The 16,814-nt window shown below is 62.0% G+C and carries 16 protein-coding genes; 6 read left to right on the top strand and 10 right to left on the bottom strand.

Features of this window, described 5'->3' with window-relative positions; translation table 11 throughout:
* Nucleotides 1-71 precede the first annotated feature (71 nt).
* The 10 genes from ACQY8M_RS24950 to rpiB form a co-directional block, all read right to left on the bottom strand.
* Nucleotides 72-1,307, bottom strand: a complete 1,236-nt coding sequence (locus ACQY8M_RS24950; RefSeq protein ID WP_428661169.1) for an MFS transporter — start codon at nucleotides 1,305-1,307, stop codon at nucleotides 72-74.
* 53 nt (nucleotides 1,308-1,360) lie between these two features.
* Nucleotides 1,361-2,341, bottom strand: a complete 981-nt coding sequence (gene thiL / locus ACQY8M_RS24945) for a thiamine-phosphate kinase (protein ID WP_428661166.1) — start codon at nucleotides 2,339-2,341, stop codon at nucleotides 1,361-1,363.
* Between the two features lie 5 nt (nucleotides 2,342-2,346).
* Nucleotides 2,347-2,817: a transcription antitermination factor NusB gene (nusB, locus tag ACQY8M_RS24940; RefSeq protein WP_428661163.1), complete on the bottom strand. Its 471-nt coding sequence runs from the start codon at nucleotides 2,815-2,817 to the stop codon at nucleotides 2,347-2,349.
* Nucleotides 2,814-3,290 carry a 6,7-dimethyl-8-ribityllumazine synthase gene (locus ACQY8M_RS24935; RefSeq protein WP_428661160.1) on the bottom strand — a complete coding sequence of 159 codons (477 nt, stop codon included), beginning with the start codon at nucleotides 3,288-3,290 and terminating at the stop codon, nucleotides 2,814-2,816. The genes nusB and ACQY8M_RS24935 overlap by 4 nt, the downstream gene beginning before the upstream one ends.
* Nucleotides 3,291-3,394: 104 nt before the next feature.
* Entirely contained in the window at nucleotides 3,395-4,546 is a 1,152-nt protein-coding gene (gene ribB / locus ACQY8M_RS24930; RefSeq protein ID WP_428661157.1) for a 3,4-dihydroxy-2-butanone-4-phosphate synthase, read from the bottom strand.
* Nucleotides 4,543-5,145: a riboflavin synthase gene (locus tag ACQY8M_RS24925; RefSeq protein ID WP_428661154.1), complete on the bottom strand. Its 603-nt coding sequence runs from the start codon at nucleotides 5,143-5,145 to the stop codon at nucleotides 4,543-4,545. Before ACQY8M_RS24925 ends, ribB begins: the two co-directional genes overlap by 4 nt.
* A gap of 9 nt (nucleotides 5,146-5,154) precedes the next feature.
* On the bottom strand, nucleotides 5,155-6,234 hold the full coding sequence (gene ribD / locus ACQY8M_RS24920; protein ID WP_428675486.1) for a bifunctional diaminohydroxyphosphoribosylaminopyrimidine deaminase/5-amino-6-(5-phosphoribosylamino)uracil reductase RibD: 1,080 nt from the start codon (nucleotides 6,232-6,234) through the stop codon (nucleotides 5,155-5,157).
* Nucleotides 6,235-6,241: 7 nt separating this feature from the next.
* Nucleotides 6,242-6,706 (bottom strand): transcriptional regulator NrdR, encoded by a 465-nt coding sequence (gene nrdR, locus ACQY8M_RS24915; RefSeq protein WP_428661151.1) that lies wholly within the window; start codon nucleotides 6,704-6,706, stop codon nucleotides 6,242-6,244.
* 29 nt (nucleotides 6,707-6,735) lie between these two features.
* Nucleotides 6,736-8,043 (bottom strand): serine hydroxymethyltransferase, encoded by a 1,308-nt coding sequence (gene glyA, locus ACQY8M_RS24910; RefSeq protein ID WP_428661148.1) that lies wholly within the window; start codon nucleotides 8,041-8,043, stop codon nucleotides 6,736-6,738.
* Nucleotides 8,040-8,489 (bottom strand): ribose 5-phosphate isomerase B, encoded by a 450-nt coding sequence (rpiB, locus tag ACQY8M_RS24905; protein WP_428661145.1) that lies wholly within the window; start codon nucleotides 8,487-8,489, stop codon nucleotides 8,040-8,042. Before rpiB ends, glyA begins: the two co-directional genes overlap by 4 nt.
* Before the next feature lie 398 nt (nucleotides 8,490-8,887).
* Here rpiB and ACQY8M_RS24900 point away from each other — a divergent pair, with 398 nt between their 5' ends.
* From ACQY8M_RS24900 to ACQY8M_RS24875, 6 genes are all read left to right on the top strand, one after another.
* Entirely contained in the window at nucleotides 8,888-9,829 is a 942-nt protein-coding gene (locus ACQY8M_RS24900; RefSeq protein ID WP_428661142.1) for a glycosyltransferase, read from the top strand.
* 297 nt (nucleotides 9,830-10,126) lie between these two features.
* Entirely contained in the window at nucleotides 10,127-11,263 is a 1,137-nt protein-coding gene (locus ACQY8M_RS24895; RefSeq protein WP_428661139.1) for a GSCFA domain-containing protein, read from the top strand.
* Nucleotides 11,260-12,018, top strand: coding sequence for a hypothetical protein (locus tag ACQY8M_RS24890; RefSeq protein ID WP_428661136.1), 759 nt, complete (start codon nucleotides 11,260-11,262; stop codon nucleotides 12,016-12,018). The genes ACQY8M_RS24895 and ACQY8M_RS24890 overlap by 4 nt, the downstream gene beginning before the upstream one ends.
* 655 nt (nucleotides 12,019-12,673) lie before the next feature.
* A complete protein-coding gene (locus ACQY8M_RS24885) occupies nucleotides 12,674-14,248 on the top strand; it encodes a glycosyl hydrolase family 28-related protein (protein WP_428661133.1) in 1,575 nt (524 codons plus the stop codon).
* Nucleotides 14,249-14,871: 623 nt separating this feature from the next.
* Complete coding sequence (locus ACQY8M_RS24880) at nucleotides 14,872-15,954, top strand: GSCFA domain-containing protein (protein ID WP_428661130.1); 1,083 nt, start codon at nucleotides 14,872-14,874, stop codon at nucleotides 15,952-15,954.
* On the top strand, nucleotides 15,951-16,706 hold the full coding sequence (locus ACQY8M_RS24875) for a hypothetical protein (RefSeq protein WP_428661127.1): 756 nt from the start codon (nucleotides 15,951-15,953) through the stop codon (nucleotides 16,704-16,706). The genes ACQY8M_RS24880 and ACQY8M_RS24875 overlap by 4 nt, the downstream gene beginning before the upstream one ends.
* Nucleotides 16,707-16,814: the final 108 nt, after the last annotated feature.

The following is a 16,814-nucleotide window of genomic DNA, read 5'->3' as shown; positions in this document are numbered from 1 at the left end:
AATGCATGCCTTCCTCCGCAGGCGGGGGAAGGCAAGACGTTGCACGCGATAGCCTTGGGGCAACGGGAGCGCTAAGTCGCGCGGGCTGGGTTGCGCAGGCGGAAGATGCCGATCACCAGCAAAGCGATGCAGACCAGGGCGAAGGCCAGATAGTTGAGGTAGGCCCAGCCCTTCACCTCGAGCACGATCGACGCCATCAGGCTCGCTGTGGCAGTGGTGCCGAACACCATGAAATCGTTGAATGCCTGCGCCTTGCCGCGCTCGGCGGGCCGATAGGTCGTGGTCAGCAAGGTCGTGGCGCCGACGAACATGAAGTTCCAGCCCACCCCGTTCAGCCCGAGCGCCCCCCGGAAGTGCCATTCGGTCGTGCCCAGCAAGGCGATCGCCACGCCGCCGATCAGCAACGCGATGCCGGCGGTCATGATGTTGAAGACGCCGAAACGTTGGATCAGATGGCCGGTGAAGAAGGACGGCAGGAACATGCCCATGACATGTACGAAGATCGTGACCGGCGCTTCGCTCTTGCTGAGGCCGCACTGCACGATGGCCAGCGGTGAGGCGGCCATCACGAACGACATCACGCCGAAAGCGATCATCGCCCCCGCCGCCGCGACCATGTAGGCGGGCTGGGTCACGATCTCGAGCAGCGGCCGCTGCGGACCGGCCGCATCCTCGGTCCTGACCACCGGGAACTCGATGAACCCCAGCACGATGAAGACGATGAAATGGATGACGATGACCGAGACGAAGCTCGCCTGGAACAGCGGCTGCCATAGATCGGGCGTCCAGCGCGCGAGGGCCGGGCCGATGATGCCGGCGATCACGCCTCCCGCCGTCACGTAGGAGATCGCCTTGGCGCGGAACGACATCGGCGCGAGTTCCACCGCAGCGAAGCGATAGAGCTGCATGTTGGCGACCGCGTAGCCCAGCAGCAGGCCGCCCAGGCACATCACCGGAAAGCTGCCGAGCTGCAGGCCGATGGCCGCACACGAAGCGCCGGCCATGCCGAACACGGATCCGAGTCGGAAGCCGAACTTGCGGCCCCGCCGCATCATCAGCATCGAAGCCGGAAATACCGCCAGCATGACGCCGAGGTGCTGCATGGTGACGGGCAGGTTCGCCCATATGCGCATGTCCGCCGGAACAATGGTCAGCACGGCGAGCGCCGAGGAGGCGAACATCAGCGTGTTGCTGCCCTGGGTCAGCGCCTGGCAGAACCCCAACAGGCCGATGTTGCGCAGCGCACGGCGCGGCATGCCGGCGGAGGCATTGGCCGCCGTTTCCTCAACCTTTATCGAACCGTCCATTGGGTGCGCACAATAGGCGCGCATTCCTAGCGGCCCAAGCGAATTGACCGCAATCAGAAGTGGACATAGCCGCTCTGCGCAATGTGCTGCGGTTGCCCGGAAACGGTCAGAACGACGCCTTTGCCTTTTGAAAAGGCACCAACGCGCGTGACCTCGACACCCGCCGCACGTGACGCCTCCAGCAGGACCGCACGCTTTCGCGCGGGCACGGCGATCACCAATTCATAGTCGTCGCCGCCGCCAAGAACGTCATTCCAGAGCAATGGCTTGGCGCACAACGCCCGCCTTGCCGCTTTCGACAACGGCACCCGATCGCGTTCGATCCGCGCCGAGAGCCTCGACGCATCGGCGATGTGGCCGACGTCGGCCAGCAGCCCGTCGGAAACGTCGGCGGTCGCCGTGGCGATGCCGACGAGCAATGGGCCCAAGGCGGTGCGCGGCTGCGGCAGGCGATAGCGCCGCTCCAGGAAGGTGCTTGTCAGCTCGCCACGCGCCGCCAGCAGGCCGAGCGCGGCGTCGCCGATCGTGCCGCTCACCCAGAGCTCGTCCCCTGCCCGCGCGCCGTCGCGCCCCAGCCCCTTGCCGCGCGCGACCTTGCCGAAGGCGGTGATCGAAATCGTGGTCGGGCCCGGCGTGCCGGTCGTGTCACCGCCGCACAGCACGATGCCGAAACGGCGCTGGTCGGCGGCGAGCCCGCGCGCGAAGCCGGCGACCCAGCGCTCGGTCCAGCCACGCGTCAACGACAGTGCGAGCTGGTAGACGTGCGGTGTCGCCCCCCCCGCGGCGAGATCGGACAGGCAGACGCGCAGCGCACGCGCCGCGACCAGCTCGGGCCTCTCGTCGGCAAAAAAATGCACACCCGACACGATCATGTCGGTCTTCACGACGAGATCGTGCCGCCCGTCGCCTGCAAGGAAGGCGTTGTCGCTCTTGAGGCCGCCGGCGCCCGCGAAACCCCTGGCGAGCGGCGCGAAGTAGCGGGCGATCAGCTCGAACTCACCGATCCGACGCTTGGCCCTCGCCCCATGGGCCATCGCGGCTATCGTGCGAGCTCGGCCGCGCGTTCCCGGCGCGCCACGCGATCGAGCACCGAGTTCACGAAGGTCGACTCGCGCTGGTCGTAGAAAGCATGGGCGATTTCGACATATTCGTTGATGGCGACACGCGGCGGCACGTCGCGGCGATGGACCAGCTCATAGACGCCGGCGAGGAGGATGGCGCGCACCAACCGGTCGATCCGGGTCCAGGTCCAGTCCTCGGAGAGGGCGGCAGAAACCGTCTTCTCGAGCTCGTCCTTGTGGGCCGCGGTGCCTTCGACCACATCCTTGAACAAGGGACGATCGGCGTCGCGGCGCATACCGGCCTCGCCCGCCTCGCCGGTTCGCACTTTCAGGAACTGCTCGATGATATCGGCAGGCTGGTCCTGGCCCTCCTGCCATTGATAAAGCGCCTGCACGGCCGCCAGTCGCGCGGCCTGCCGGCGACTGGGCAGCGGCTTGGGATCGGTCACGACTTCCGCCAGCGGCGCTGCAGCGCAATCATGGCGAGGCAGGCATGGGCCGCGTCGCCGCCCTTGTCGCCGCGATGCGTCTCGGCGCGCGCCTTGGCTTGTTCCATGGTGTTCACTGTCACGATGCCATAGCCGATGGCCAGCTTCTTCTGGATCGACAGGTCCATCAGCCCGCGCGCGCTCTCGCCACAGACGTAATCGTAATGGGTGGTCTCTCCCCGGATTACGCAGCCAAGCGCGAGAAAACCGTCATAGTGCTCGGCGGCAAGCGCGATGGCGCCCGGGATCTCGAAGGCGCCCGGCACGACCACGCGCTCGAGCGTCGCGCCGTTCTTTGTGATCTCGGCTTGTGCGCCGGAGATCAGCGCGTCGGCAATCTCGGGATAGTAGCGCGATTCGACGACCAGGACGCGTGCGTCCTTGACGCCGTCGACGGCGGGCCGCGCCGTGGGATTCTCCGTACGTGTAGACATGGCTCAGCGACTCATCGCTGGGAGCGCGGCTCTCCAGAGCCGCTCATCTTCGGCTTGCCACATTTCATGAGCGGCCCTGGAGAGCCGCGCTCCCAGCATCATGATCACACCTTCGCGCGACCGGGGACGGGCTTCTGGCCGACGACCTTCAGGCCGAAGCCCTCGATGCCGACGATGCTCTTCTTGCTGTTGGTCAGCAGGGTCATTTCCTTGACGCCGAGATCGATCAACATCTGGGCACCGACGCCGTAGTCGCGCAGCTCCACGCCCGCCGGGGCGATCGGCTCGCCGGCACGACGGCGCTGCTCGGCCAGCACGACGGTCAGCGGCTCGCGGATCAGCACGATCACGCCGCGCCCCTCGTCGGCGATATAGCGCATCGAGGCTTCGATCTCGCCGCCGCGGCCGCCGCTGCGCTGGCCCAGCGTGTCGGTAAACAGGTTGACGGCATGCATGCGGACGGTGACCGGACCGGGCGCCGCCGGATCGCCCTTCACCAGCGCCACGTGCTGCGCCATCGTCACCTTGTTGATATAGACGACGCAGCGGAAATCGCCGCCATAGATGCTGTCGAGCTTGGTCTCGCTGATGCGCTTGATGATCGAGTCGTAGCGCCGGCGGTAGGCGATCAGGTCGGCGATGGTGCCGATCTTGAGGCCGTGGCGTTGCGCGAAGGTGATGAGATCGTTGCGACGGGCCATCGTGCCGTCGTCGTTCATGATCTCGCAGATCACGCCGGCCGGGTTGAGACCGGCCAGCCGCGCCAGGTCGACCGCGGCCTCGGTGTGACCGGTGCGCTCGAGCGTGCCGCCGTCGCGCGCCACCAGCGGAAAGACATGGCCCGGCGTCACGATGTCCTGCGGCCCGCATGACGGATCGATCGCCACGGCGACGGTGCGCGCGCGGTCGGCGGCGGAGATGCCGGTGGTCACGCCCTCGCGCGCCTCGATCGACACGGTGAAGGCGGTCTGGTGCCGCGTGCCGTTGTTCTGCGCCATCAGCTTGAGGCCGAGCTGCTCGACCCGCTCGCGGGTCAGCGCCAGGCAGATCAGGCCGCGCGCATGCTTGGCCATGAAGTTGATCGCCTCCGGCGTCGCCCATTGCGCCGGCACGACGAGGTCGCCCTCGTTCTCGCGGTCCTCGTCATCGACCAGGATGAACATCCGGCCCTTGCGGGCTTCCTCGATGATGTCCTCGGCCGCGGCCTTCACCTCGCTGAAGGTGATCCGCCAGGCGTCCTTTTCGAGCGCGCTCATGTTCTTCCGTGCTCCAACAATCGCTGAACGTATCGCGCGAGCATATCGACCTCAAGGTTGACCCTTTGGCCGGGCGTGGCTTTCCCCAGGGTCGTGACCGCCTGCGTGTGTGAAATGATGTTGATGCCGAAGCGATTGCCCTCGACCTCGTTCACGGTCAGGGAGATGCCATCCACCGCGATCGAGCCCTTGGGGGCGATGAAGCGCGCGAGATCGGCCGGCGCCTCGAAGACGAAGCGCACGCTGCCGCCCTCGGGCGTCATCGAGACGATCTTCCCGACGCCGTCGACATGGCCGTAGACCAGATGGCCACCCAGCTCGTCGCCGAGCTTGAGCGATAATTCGAGGTTGATGTGCCGGCCCAGCTGCCAGTCGCCGAGATGGGTCTTGTCGAGCGTCTCGCCTGAGACTTCGACCGCGAACCAGTCGGCCCCCTTGTCGACCACGGTCAGGCAGCAGCCTGAGCAGGCGATCGACGCGCCCATCGCAATCGGCGTCATGTCGTGTTTCGTCTTCACGACGAACTTGCGATCGCCGGCCTGTCCGCCCGGGGTGAGAGCGGTGATTTCTCCGACGTCGGTGACGATTCCCGTGAACATTTGTCCTACTTAAGCCGCTCTATGCCACGTTTCCAGCACATCGCCGCCAACGGTCCGCGTAGAAACAAGGGTGAACCGGGGCGCGAAATCGAGCTTCTGCAGCCCCAGTGGCGCAACCGCAGAGCGGCTGTCGGCTCCCAGCAGCAGCCCCGCCTGGTAGGAAGTCACGCAGTCCACGAGATCGGCCGCGAGGAACGCAGCCGTCACTTTCCCACCGCCTTCGATCAGCACGCGAGTCAGGCGCCGCTCGCCGAGCGCCCTGGCTGCCGCTCGCGCGTCGATCCTGCCTTGCTCATTGGACGCAACCTCGATCACGTCGACACCCTTCGACTGCAGGATCTCTCGCGCGCTTGCCGGAGCATCTCGCGTGCACAGGAGCCAAACCGGAGTCCTGTCGGCCGACAGAGCAAGTTTCGAACCAGGCGACATTCGCGCTTTCGAATCGAGAACGATGCGAACCGGCGAATAGCGTTCGAGGCCCGGCAGGCGGCAGGTCAGCTCGGGATCGTCCGCGGCGACCGTGTTCGCACCGACGAGGATCGCGTCGTGGGTGGCGCGCAGACGCTGGCCGTCGGCGCGCGCGGCCGCACCGGTGATCCATTTGCTTTCGCCCGACGCAGTCGCGATGCGCCCGTCGAGCGAGGTCGCCATCTTGAGATGGAAGAGCGGCCGGCCTTCGCGCACCCGCAGCAGGAAACCTGCGTTGATCTCCGCCGCTTCCCTTGCCCCCTCGCCGACTTCGACGGCGATGCCGGCTGCCCTCAGACGGGCGTGCCCCTGTCCGTTGACCTCTGGGTACGGGTCTTCGAGGGCCGATACGACCTTCACGACGCCGGCCCCGATCAACGCATCGGCGCAGGGCGGCGACTTGCCGAAATGCGCGCACGGCTCGAGCGTGACGTAGACCGTGGCGCCCTGCGCGGCGTCGCCGGCCTGGGCAAGCGCATCGACTTCGGCGTGCGGGCGACCGCCGTCTCGCGTGCGACCGCGGCCGACGACCACACCGTCTTTCACGATGACGCAGCCCACGGCCGGGTTGGGCCAGGTGCGCCCCAGCGACCGGCGCGCCAGCGCGAGCGCCGCGCGCATCACGGCATCAATCCTTCAGGTTGGTATCGGCGAGGTCGGAGATGAACTCCTCGAAATCCCGGGCCTCGCGGAAATTGCGATAGACCGAGGCGAAGCGCACGTAGGCGACCGGATCGAGCGCGCGCAGCGCGTCCATCACCAGCTCGCCGATCTGCGTCGAGGGAATCTCGCTCTCGCCGGAGCTTTCGAGGCGGCGCACGATGCCGTTGACCACGCGCTCGACCCGCTCGGGATCGACCGGGCGCTTGCGGCAGGCCACCGAGATCGAGCGGGCGAGCTTGTCGCGATCGAACTGCACGCGCTGGCCGTTCTTCTTCACCACCGTGAGCTCGCGCAGCTGCACGCGCTCGAAAGTGGTGAAGCGCGAGCCGCACGAGGGGCAATAGCGCCGCCGGCGGATCGCCGAATTGTCGTCGGTCGGCCGCGAGTCTTTGACCTGTGTATCCTCGTGTCCGCAGAATGGACAGCGCATTCAGTCCCCCTGTTTGTCTTATTGCGTTGTCAGTCGCGGTAGATCGGGAAGCGGGTGCAGAGCTCGCGGACCTTGCCGCGCACCTGGGCCTCGACCTGGGCGTCGCCGTCCGGACCGTTCTTGGCGATGCCGTCGAGCACGTCGGCGATCAGCTCGCCGATCTGGCGGAACTCGGCAACGCCGAAGCCGCGCGTCGTGCCGGCGGGCGACCCCAAACGCACGCCGGACGTGACCGTGAACTTCTCCGGATCGCCCGGAATGCTGTTCTTGTTGACCGTGATGCCGGCGCGATCGAGCACCTTCTCGGCCGAGACGCCGGTCGCCTTCTTGGGTCGGAGATCGACCAGCATGACATGGCTGTCGGTGCCGCCCGAGACGATCCTGAGGCCGCGCTCGGTGAGCGACGATGCCAGTGCCCGGGCATTGTCGATGGTGCGCTGGGCATAGACCTTGAAGTCCGGCCGCAACGCTTCGCCAAAGGCCACCGCCTTGGCGGCAATGATGTGCATCAGCGGCCCGCCCTGCAGGCCGGGGAACACCGCGGAGTTGATCTTCTTGCCGAGCTCGGGATCGTTCGACAGGACCATGCCGCCGCGCGGACCGCGCAGGGTCTTGTGGGTGGTCGTCGTGACGACATGGGCGTGCGGCAACGGGCTGGGATAGACGCCGGCGGCGACCAGGCCGGCATAGTGCGCCATGTCGACCATGAAGAACGCGCCGACCTCGTCGGCCACCTTGCGGAACCGCGCGAAGTCGATCTGGCGCGAATAGGCAGAAGCGCCGGCGATGATCAGCTTCGGCCGGTCGCGGCGCGCGATCTCCTCCATCTGCTCGTAGTCGATCAGGTGGGTGTCGGGCTTCACGCCGTAGGACAGCACCTTGAACCACTTGCCCGACTGGTTGGCCGGCGAGCCATGGGTGAGATGGCCGCCCTGGTCGAGCGCCATGCCGAGGAAGGTGTCGCCTGGCTTGAGCAGCGCCATGAACACCGCCTGGTTTGCCTGCGCGCCGGAGTGCGGCTGGACATTGGCGAAGCTGCAGTCGAACAGCTTGCAGGCGCGGTCGATGGCGAGCTGCTCGGCCTTGTCGACCTCCTCACAGCCGCCGTAGTAGCGCCGGCCAGGGTAACCCTCGGCATATTTGTTGGTCAGCACCGAGCCTGCCGCCTCGAGCACGGCACGGGACACGATGTTCTCGGAGGCGATCAGCTCGATCTGCTCGCGCTGGCGATGCAGCTCGCCCTTCAGCACCGCATCGATCGCTGGATCGGATTCGGCGATGCCCAGCGTGAACATTGCCAACGCTGCGTCCTGCCTCTGCACGGCAACCTGACTCATGACTTCGATACTCCGGAAAGCTTGGCAACACGGCCGGTATGGCGACCGCCTTCGAACGACGTCGCAAGGAAGACCTTCAACGCTTCACGCGCAACTTCGATACCGATCAACCGCTGACCGAAGGCCACCACGTTGGCATCGTTGTGTTCGCGCGAAAGACGGGCAGAAGTCGCGTCATGCGCGAGCACCGCGCGCACCTTGGGATTGCGGTTGGCCGCGATCGAGATGCCGATCCCGGAGCCGCAGACCAATACCCCCTTCTCCGCCCTGCCGGCGGCGATCGCATCGCCCATGGCCGTGCCGAAGTCGGGATAATCGACCGAAGCCGTCGAATTGGTGCCGAGATCGAGTACAGCGTAACCTGCCTGTTGCAGATCGCACTTCAGAATTTCCTTCAGGTCGAAGCCGGCATGATCCGACGCGACCGCGATGGTGGCTCCCGCCATATCGACGATCGATCCCCTCTATAGATTGAGTCTCCGAATACCATATCGGGGGTTGGTGTGTCACGAGAACCCAAAATCCTGTTTGGGCACCCACAACCCGTTGAATCGCAAAGAAAAACATCGGCGAACCGGGGCCTTCCTCGCTTCGGAGGTGGCTTACTTGGCCGGGCCGCGACTTGCTGTCCATCCAGACATGGATGTCATGACGGGTTCTTGAAGTCTCCTTCCTAATCACACGTCATTTGACCGACGGCGAAGCCCTCAAGTGCCGGCGTTCAAGCGCCGCGTCCACCTTGGCGGATTTGCCCCTGCATTTGCATATAAGCTGCCTTTGCATACAGGCTACCTTTGCATATAAACTGGTACTCTATATCGGCTGCCTTTAAGCGAGGGGAGCGATGCCGGACATTCAGCACATCATCGTCACGCGAATAGGCTTGGGCCTTCGGCGCCCCACACCACTGCGGCGATCCTTAATTCAGCTCAAGCATACCCTCCTTCCCTCGATAAGGGCGCAGAGCAACCGGCGCTTTCGATGGGTGCTTTCAACCGACAGCAATACTCCAGCTTGGTTCCAGGACGAGTTGAGGAGTCTTGTCGGTGGCCTTGGGCGGGTCGCTCCGCACGATCCCTTTTCTATTGGGCTGACACCGCCTATCCCGGCGCTGTGCCAGGAAGAATTCGGAACCAGCGAGCACATCCTCATGACGCGGGTCGATCATGACGACGCGCTCCATGGCGCCTTTGTCCAGAAGTTCCAAGACGAACTCGTAGAGCCGTCCGATCGCCCTGTCATCATCCGAGCACCCTTGGGCATTCAAGTCATGCCGAGAGCGGCGTCTGTGAGGTTCGCGTCTCCCAAACGGGGCGACACGAGCGTTGGCGCCAGCGTCTATGTCCCCCGGCTCGACCAGCGCCACGTTTACAATACCAATCACAACCAACTAGAGTCCAAATTCAGCGCCGCCGTCAGAAAGATTAAATCCGACGAGCCGCTGTGGGCGTACTTCCGCTCCAGTACCCAGGACTCACAGGCTGGAAGGCGTAGGGGTGTGCGGGGCGAAGCCGTGCCTGACCGTAGCAAATGGGACACGCTCGCCTTGTTTGGGCTCATGCCACAGCACTTCACCGATATGGCGCAAGAGCTGGCTGAGCTTAAGGATGAGCCGATTGTCAGAATGCCCTCGGATCTGAGTATACTTGCGCTGAAAGCACAGCTCATGGAGATCCATTCGGGCTATCAGCGCCGACACAAAAAAACACTCACAGAAAAAGCCAAGCGGAAGCTAGATTTCAAGATGGCCGTCATTCGACAGGCCGTTTACGCGGTAACGACCTAAGGCTCGCGACGCTGGTGTAGCTTAGGCCAACCGCGCGGGCCATATTGTGGATGCTCCAATGGGTAGCTCCCAGGGACTTCCCGCATAGCGTCTTGTGCACCACCCGCCTAATCGTTTCGGCGCTCGGCGGCGACTCGCATTCCGGCCGAGTCGCATCGCGCGGCAGTCCGGCAATTCCCTCGGCAATATAGCGCTCATATCTAGCTGAGCTCTTGCAGATCAAGTGACAGATTCCATTGCACATGGAGAGCAGACAACGTAACCTCTGCAAGTTGTGGTCTCGGGGGAGGTTCACGAATGACGTCACCTTACGTCGGACTAGATGCCCGAGCCTTTTGGCGCGCCGCGGCGGCTAATCCGGCTCACGATCTGTATCGAAAGAAATTCGATATAAGTCCTCAAGACTCGCTCATGACCGCTGGCAGCTGCTTTGCCCAACATATTGCCAATACTCTTCGGCATCGCGGCTATAACGTTCTGGACGCCGAGCCAACTCCACGGATGTTGCCGGAAGATTCCGCAAACAAGTTTGGCTATAATCTCTACTCTGCGCGTTACGGAAATATCTACACTGCTCGCCAATTGCTGCAGCTATTTAAGGAAGCGCTCGGGCGCTTCGAGCCCAAAAATTGGATTTGGAAAAAAGGGGATCGCTACTTCGATGCGCTGAGACCGAATGTGGAGCCCAATGGGCTGACGTCCGAAGAGGAAGTTATCGCACATCGCGCGGCTCATTTGGATGCCGTCCGGTCACTACTCAAGAAGGTGGACGTGTTCGTCTTCACCTTCGGCCTCACTGAAGCATGGCGCGACAAAGAGTCAGGAACAATTTACCCCACGGCACCGGAAACAATTGCCGGTACTTTCGATTCGTCAAAATTCGAATTCGTCAACTTCACCTTCAACGAAGTTTATCGTGATTTTCTGCTTGTCCGGAAGATCATCCAGCGGCGCCGCCCGGGTGCGAAATTCGTTATTACAGTTTCTCCCGTTCCCTTGACGGCAACTGCCAGCGGCAACCACGTACTGGCCGCAACCGTCTATTCTAAATCGGTACTCCGTGCCGTTGCAGGGCAACTCGCGAAGAAATTCGATGATGTTGATTATTTTCCCTCATACGAGCTGATCGCTGGCCATACCACTCGAGCCGCCTATTACGAAAGGAACCTTCGAGAGGTGTCGGCTGAAGGGGTTGCTGCAGCCATGAGTGCTTTTGTATCGCAGCATGCTGCCGGAGGCTCGCCACAGGGTGCCGCGGAAGTGCCCCACGGGGAAGTACCCCAGAGTGTCAAACGCGCGCAGCAGCGCGCCAGGCGTGCCCGACGTGCCCGGCGTGCTCGAGAGATTGCCGAACGCTCAGGAGCACCTAAGAAGCCGAAGAAAAATCAGAACGTCGTTTGTGAGGAGATGCTTTTGGAGGCGTTCTCGCGATGACTATCTGCATTGTCGGCAACTCCCACGTTATCGCACTGAAGGAGGCAGCCGACGGTTTCCCATGGGCTCTTTCGTATTTCTGCGCACCGGGCTTCAATCTGGCGGATGTAATTGTCCAGGACGGCAAGCTGGTAGGTGGATCTGAACGTCTACGAACGGCTCTTGCGAACTGGAGCGCTATTGGTGTTGGAAATATACTGCAAGAGGTTGAGCTAAAAGCAAGCTCAGCATTTATCGTCGTTGGCTTGGGCCTCTCTCCGATGCACCTTGCGAGTTCGTACGCCTCGGTTCGGCTATTCAATCATATGAGCCGAGGAATGACGATGGTTTCCCTTGACTGCCTCGAGGAGATTCTCGTCGCACGGTTTCGATCGACTTGGTCCTTTAAGATCGCCAGACTTCTAAGAGCAAATTCCGATAGACCTATAGTCGTAGTGCCGCAGCCAGCACTTATTGAGACTCCCAAAACGGCCGTCTCTCAGGGCGCGCAAAAACGGAGGAGAAGGAGCCGTTGGCAGGTTCTAGACGATATGAACGTCGGCGACATGCTCTTTCCCCTCTATGAGCGAGCTCTCGCAAAAGCGGCCGATTATGAAAGCGTGATTGCTGTCCCACAGCCCGCGACGACGATGACCGGGGTTCGCACAAAGGCTGAGTACCAATGTAAGCCGGACGATTATCGGCACGCAAATAAATCGTATGGAGCACATATGCTCGGACGCCTGAAGAGCACATTAGAGACAATCAGGCTTTGATCTGTATGTGTTGACGATAGTCGGCTGACAGTTGCCGCTCCCAAAGGGATATCAGGCGGCTTCAATCCAACCGTCTTTTTTGGGTGCTGTCTTTCGCGGTGGTGTCGTTGGCAGGAATGCGGGCCGCCGAAGGACTGGTTGGGCGTCATGCCGTTCGTGCCGCGGCTGTGATGAGGCCTCTTTCTGATGCAGGTGACGAGGTGGGCATCAAGGGTTTTGTGGAGGCACTCGACGGTGCCGTTCGATTGTGGCCGGCCGAGGCGTGCCTTCCTCCAGCTTGATCTTCGCGCTGGAGGACAATTTTGTAAGGAAGGACGTCCACGGTCACCAAGGTCACTGCCCTCGTTGTGCTATTCGCAGACCTTGGGGGCTGACAGCCTGCTGGATGGCGCGCTCTGCGGAAGCCTTCTCCAAGCTCAGTAGGCATTCGTGCCTGGCGAACCGGATCGTGCGAAGCTGAATACGCGGTAGCAAAGATAGACCGGGGCTGTAGTCAACCAGCTTGCAGGCCTGGCTGACATTGCTAAGGTCGTTGGCAAGTTCTGGTAAGGGGGAGCGCACGGAGGAACGTTTCAGTTCCTCCGTCGGCCGGCTGCAATTGGTGGGCTGTGTTTCGTTCTCTACAATGTCTGTGGCCGGTGACCGGAGCCTCCCGATGTTCGATGCGTTCACTCCCCAGAGGGCCTTTTCCCGAGCAAGAGTTGGCGCAGGGATCGTACTTGCGCTCAGCGTCTCGATTGGAACGCTTTTCGCCTGCATGCTTCCCCTTGGCGGCGGTGCCAGTGCCAGGGATGTCATTAGCTGGATAAGCATCGGTCCGAACGGCGCCCTTCGCTATGGTAGTGATCGCGACGGCAATCAAATCCCCGATTTCTCCGCTGCCGGCTACGAAGCGGGCGGTGCCATTCCAGATGTCGAGACGGTCGAACGGATCGCAGCACCCAGCGGCGGCGACGATACGGCCGCCATTCAGTCTGCGATAGACACAGCTTCCGGGCGCCCGGTAAAGGAGACCGGGTTCCGCGGGGCCGTGGAACTGGGGCCCGGAAAGTATCGCGTGTCCGATACCCTCAAGATCCGGGCAAGCGGCGTGGTGCTGCGAGGGGCTGGCATGGATCGTACCCAGCTCAACGCGACGGCCTCGCTCGACATGCTCATACTGGTCGAGGGCAGCGGAGCGCCCAGGAGGACGGGCAATAGCCGGCGGATCGTTGCGAACTACACGCCGGTTGGGGGAAAGACCATCCTGCTGGATAGTGCGGCAGACCTATCGGTCGGAAACCGGGTGTTCGTACAGCGTCCAATGACCAAGGCCTGGATCGCGGCGATTGGAATGGACCGGATACCGGTTCGATCGAACGGCAAGACACTTCAATGGGCGCCCGGAGCCAGCATCCTTTCCGACCGCACGATTGTGGGTGTCCACGGCAATACGATCGAGTTGGACACAGGTCTGACCGACGCGATCTCTTTGCAGGACGACGGACAGGTATGGCGGTATCGATTCGAAGGCCGCATCGAGCGGGTTGGCGTGGAAGCACTATCCGCCCGCCTGGAGGACAACACGCCGCGCGAGCATGCCAAGTCTGGTGAAAGCGAACCAATGGGGGCGAACTTCCTGACCTTCGGCGCTGCCGAGAATGGCTGGGTCCGAAACGTGTCGGTCGCCAGATTCAGTACTGCAATTATGTTCCGCTCAACGGCGTCCAGCATCACGGCGACGGACTTCACCGTAACGGATGCTGCCCCCGTCAAGTCGCGCGGAGCTCTGCCGACCGTCGTTTCCATCGACGGCCAGAAGATCCTCGTATCGAACTGCAGACTGGAGGGTGGCTCCTATATCGCGTGGGCGACGCAGAGCCGGGCGCCAGGTCCGAATGTCGTACGCGAGTGTGAGGCGCATGGTAATCGCGCGTTGGGTCAGGGCCACCAAAGATGGGCGACCGGCCTGCTGTTCGACAATGTCAAGGTCACCGGCAGCCTGCATCTGGGCAACCGGGGTAACGCCGGCTCCGGGCAAGGATGGTCGGCAGCGAATAGCGTACTGTGGAACAGCTCAGCCGCCACTTGGCTTGTCGAGGATCCCCCGACCGCGCGGAACTGGGCATTCGGCGTGACGGGGCGTCAGTTGTCGTCGTCAGAACCGCCGGGAGAAATCGTGTCGCCCGGTCGAAGGGTGGAGCCGCAAAGCCTATACCGGGCACAATTGCAGGATCGTTTGCGACGATAATTGAGCACCTCCGGTGCGGGTGTTTTCCGGCCAAGCCTCTTTCAGGGCCGGGAATTGAGAGCTGCCGCCACGGCTGCAATTTCCTCTGCGCCGCACACGGTATGCGAATCATCATGAGGAAGCATCGGAGCGTGGAGGTCGAAGGGAGGGCATGCCCCCCGATGGCCCCACCCTCCGCGTCGCGCTTGGCGGCCGGTCGGGGTCGAACAAGGTGTCGATCTGTTCGAGTACGGGGATCAACGTCTTGCCGGGCCTCCACATCAGCGACCATCAGCCGAGGCAGTACATGAGTTGACGAAAGACACCAGGCGACTGGACGACCAGATTTCCTTCAGGTTGAAGCCGGCATGATCCGACGCGACCGCGATGGTCGCCCCTCTTCCAGATATGGAAGGCCTAAACGGGGTTGTTGAGGTCTTGTTCCTCGCCGCAGGTCAACGGGCCGATGGCGGAGGCCTCGAGTGGCGGGGCTGCCCCTCCTCACCTTCACTGCTGTTCAAATGAAACAGCAATCAAAATCCTCCTTGCACTAGCCGAGCTCTTACACATCAAATGATTGATTCCATTGCATTTTGAGTGCCGACGACGTAGCCTACGCAAATTGTGGTCTCGGGGGTTCACAAATGACGTCGCCTTATGCCGGCCTTGAAGCTCGAGCGTTCTGGCGTGCAGCTGCGCGTGATCCAGCTCGCGATTTGTATCGAAAAAAGTTCGATATAAACCCTCAAGACTCGCTCATGACCGCTGGCAGCTGCTTTGCCCAACATATTGCAAGAACTCTTCGGCATCGGGGCTATAACGTACTGGACGCCGAGCCAGCTCCACCAATGTTGCCGGAAGATTCCGCAGGCAAGTTCGGCTATAATCTTTATTCTGCGCGCTACGGAAATATCTACACTGCTCGCCAGCTTCTGCAGTTGTTTAGGGAATCGTTCGGGCACTTCGAGCCCAAGAATTGGATTTGGCAAAAAGGCGATCGATATTTCGATGCCCTGAGGCCGAACGTGGAGCCCTATGGGCTGAAATCCGAAGAGGAAGTCATCGCACACCGCACGGCTCATCTGGGCGCCGTTCGGTCGCTGCTGAAGAAGGTGGACGTGTTCGTCTTCACCTTCGGCCTCACTGAAGCCTGGCGCGACAAGGAGTCGGGAACGATTTACCCCACGGCACCAGAGACGATCGCCGGCACTTTTGATCCGGAAAGGTTCGAATTCGTCAACTTCACGTTCAACGAGGTGTATCACGATTTTATGGTCGTCCGGAAGATCATCCAGCGGCGGCGCCCTCATGCGAAATTTGTCATCACGGTTTCACCCGTTCCCTTGACGGCGACGGCCAGCGGCAACCACGTGCTGGCCGCAACCATGTACTCCAAGTCCGTACTGCGTTCGGTCGCGGGGCAGCTCGCGAATAATTTCGACGATATCGACTATTTCCCGTCATACGAGCTGATTGCCGGTCACCCTACTCGAGCCACCTACTACGAGAGCAATCTTCGGGCAGTGACAGAGGACGGGGTTGCCGCTGCCATGAGCGCCTTCGTGTCGCAGCATGTTGCCGAAGGCTCACAGCAGGCAGCCGCGGAGGTGCAGCAGGTCGCCAAAGGCGCCTGGCGTGACGCCAAGCGGTCACGCGCCCTCAGAAAGACGAAAAAAGCCCGGGACGTCGTTTGCGAGGAGATGCTCCTGGAGGCGTTCTCGCGATGACGATCTGCATCATCGGGAACTCGCATATCGTCGCACTCAAGGATGCCGCCGATGGATTTCCACGGCCTCTCTCGTATTTCTGGGCGCCGGGCAAGGAGCTGCAGGGGGTAATCGTCAAGGATGGCAAACTCGTAGGTGGAACCAAGAAGTTAAGAGATCGTTTTGCGAAGTGGAGTGCCGCAGGCAGAGACGTGCAGATAGAGGTAGATTTAGAAGCAAGCTCCGCGTTTGTCGTCGTTGGCCTGGGTCTTTCTCCATTGGACCTTGCGAAATCCTACGCCTCGGTTCGGCTGTTCAATCATATGGGCCGCGGAATGACGATGGTTTCCGATGACTGCCTCGAGGAGATTCTCGTTGCGCGGATTCGATCGACTTGGGCCTTCAAGATCGCCAGACTTCTGAGAGGAAGTTCCGATAAACCTATAATCGTCGTGGCGCAGCCAGCTCCCATGGAGACTGGAAAGACGGTCGTACCCCAGAGCGCACAAGAGCAGAAGAAAAAGAGCCATCTGCAAGTTCTGGACGATGTCACGGTCGGCGAATCGCTCCTGCCAATCTATGAGCGGGCTCTTGCGAGGGCAGCCGTTTCCGAAAACGTGATAGCTGTCGCACAACCCGCGACGACGATGATCGGGGTTCGCACAAAGGCTGAATATCAATCCAAGCCTGACGATCATCGGCACGGAAACAAAGCGTATGGAGCACATGTGCTTGGACGCCTGAAGAGCGAATTCGAGGCAATCGGGCTTTGAGTTGCTCGTGCTGAGACGATGATCGGCTGGCAGTTGCCGCTCCCGGAGTGAGGTCAAGTCGTTTCGAGCGATCGCTCTTCGCGAGCCGGTGTTGCGAAGGCGTTTATC

Origin of the sequence: Reyranella sp., from assembly GCF_965279465.1 — a bacterium.
Lineage (GTDB): Bacteria > Pseudomonadota > Alphaproteobacteria > Reyranellales > Reyranellaceae > Reyranella.
The sequence above is the reverse complement of the archived record's forward strand: the minus strand, read 5'-3'. Positions and strand labels throughout refer to the sequence as shown.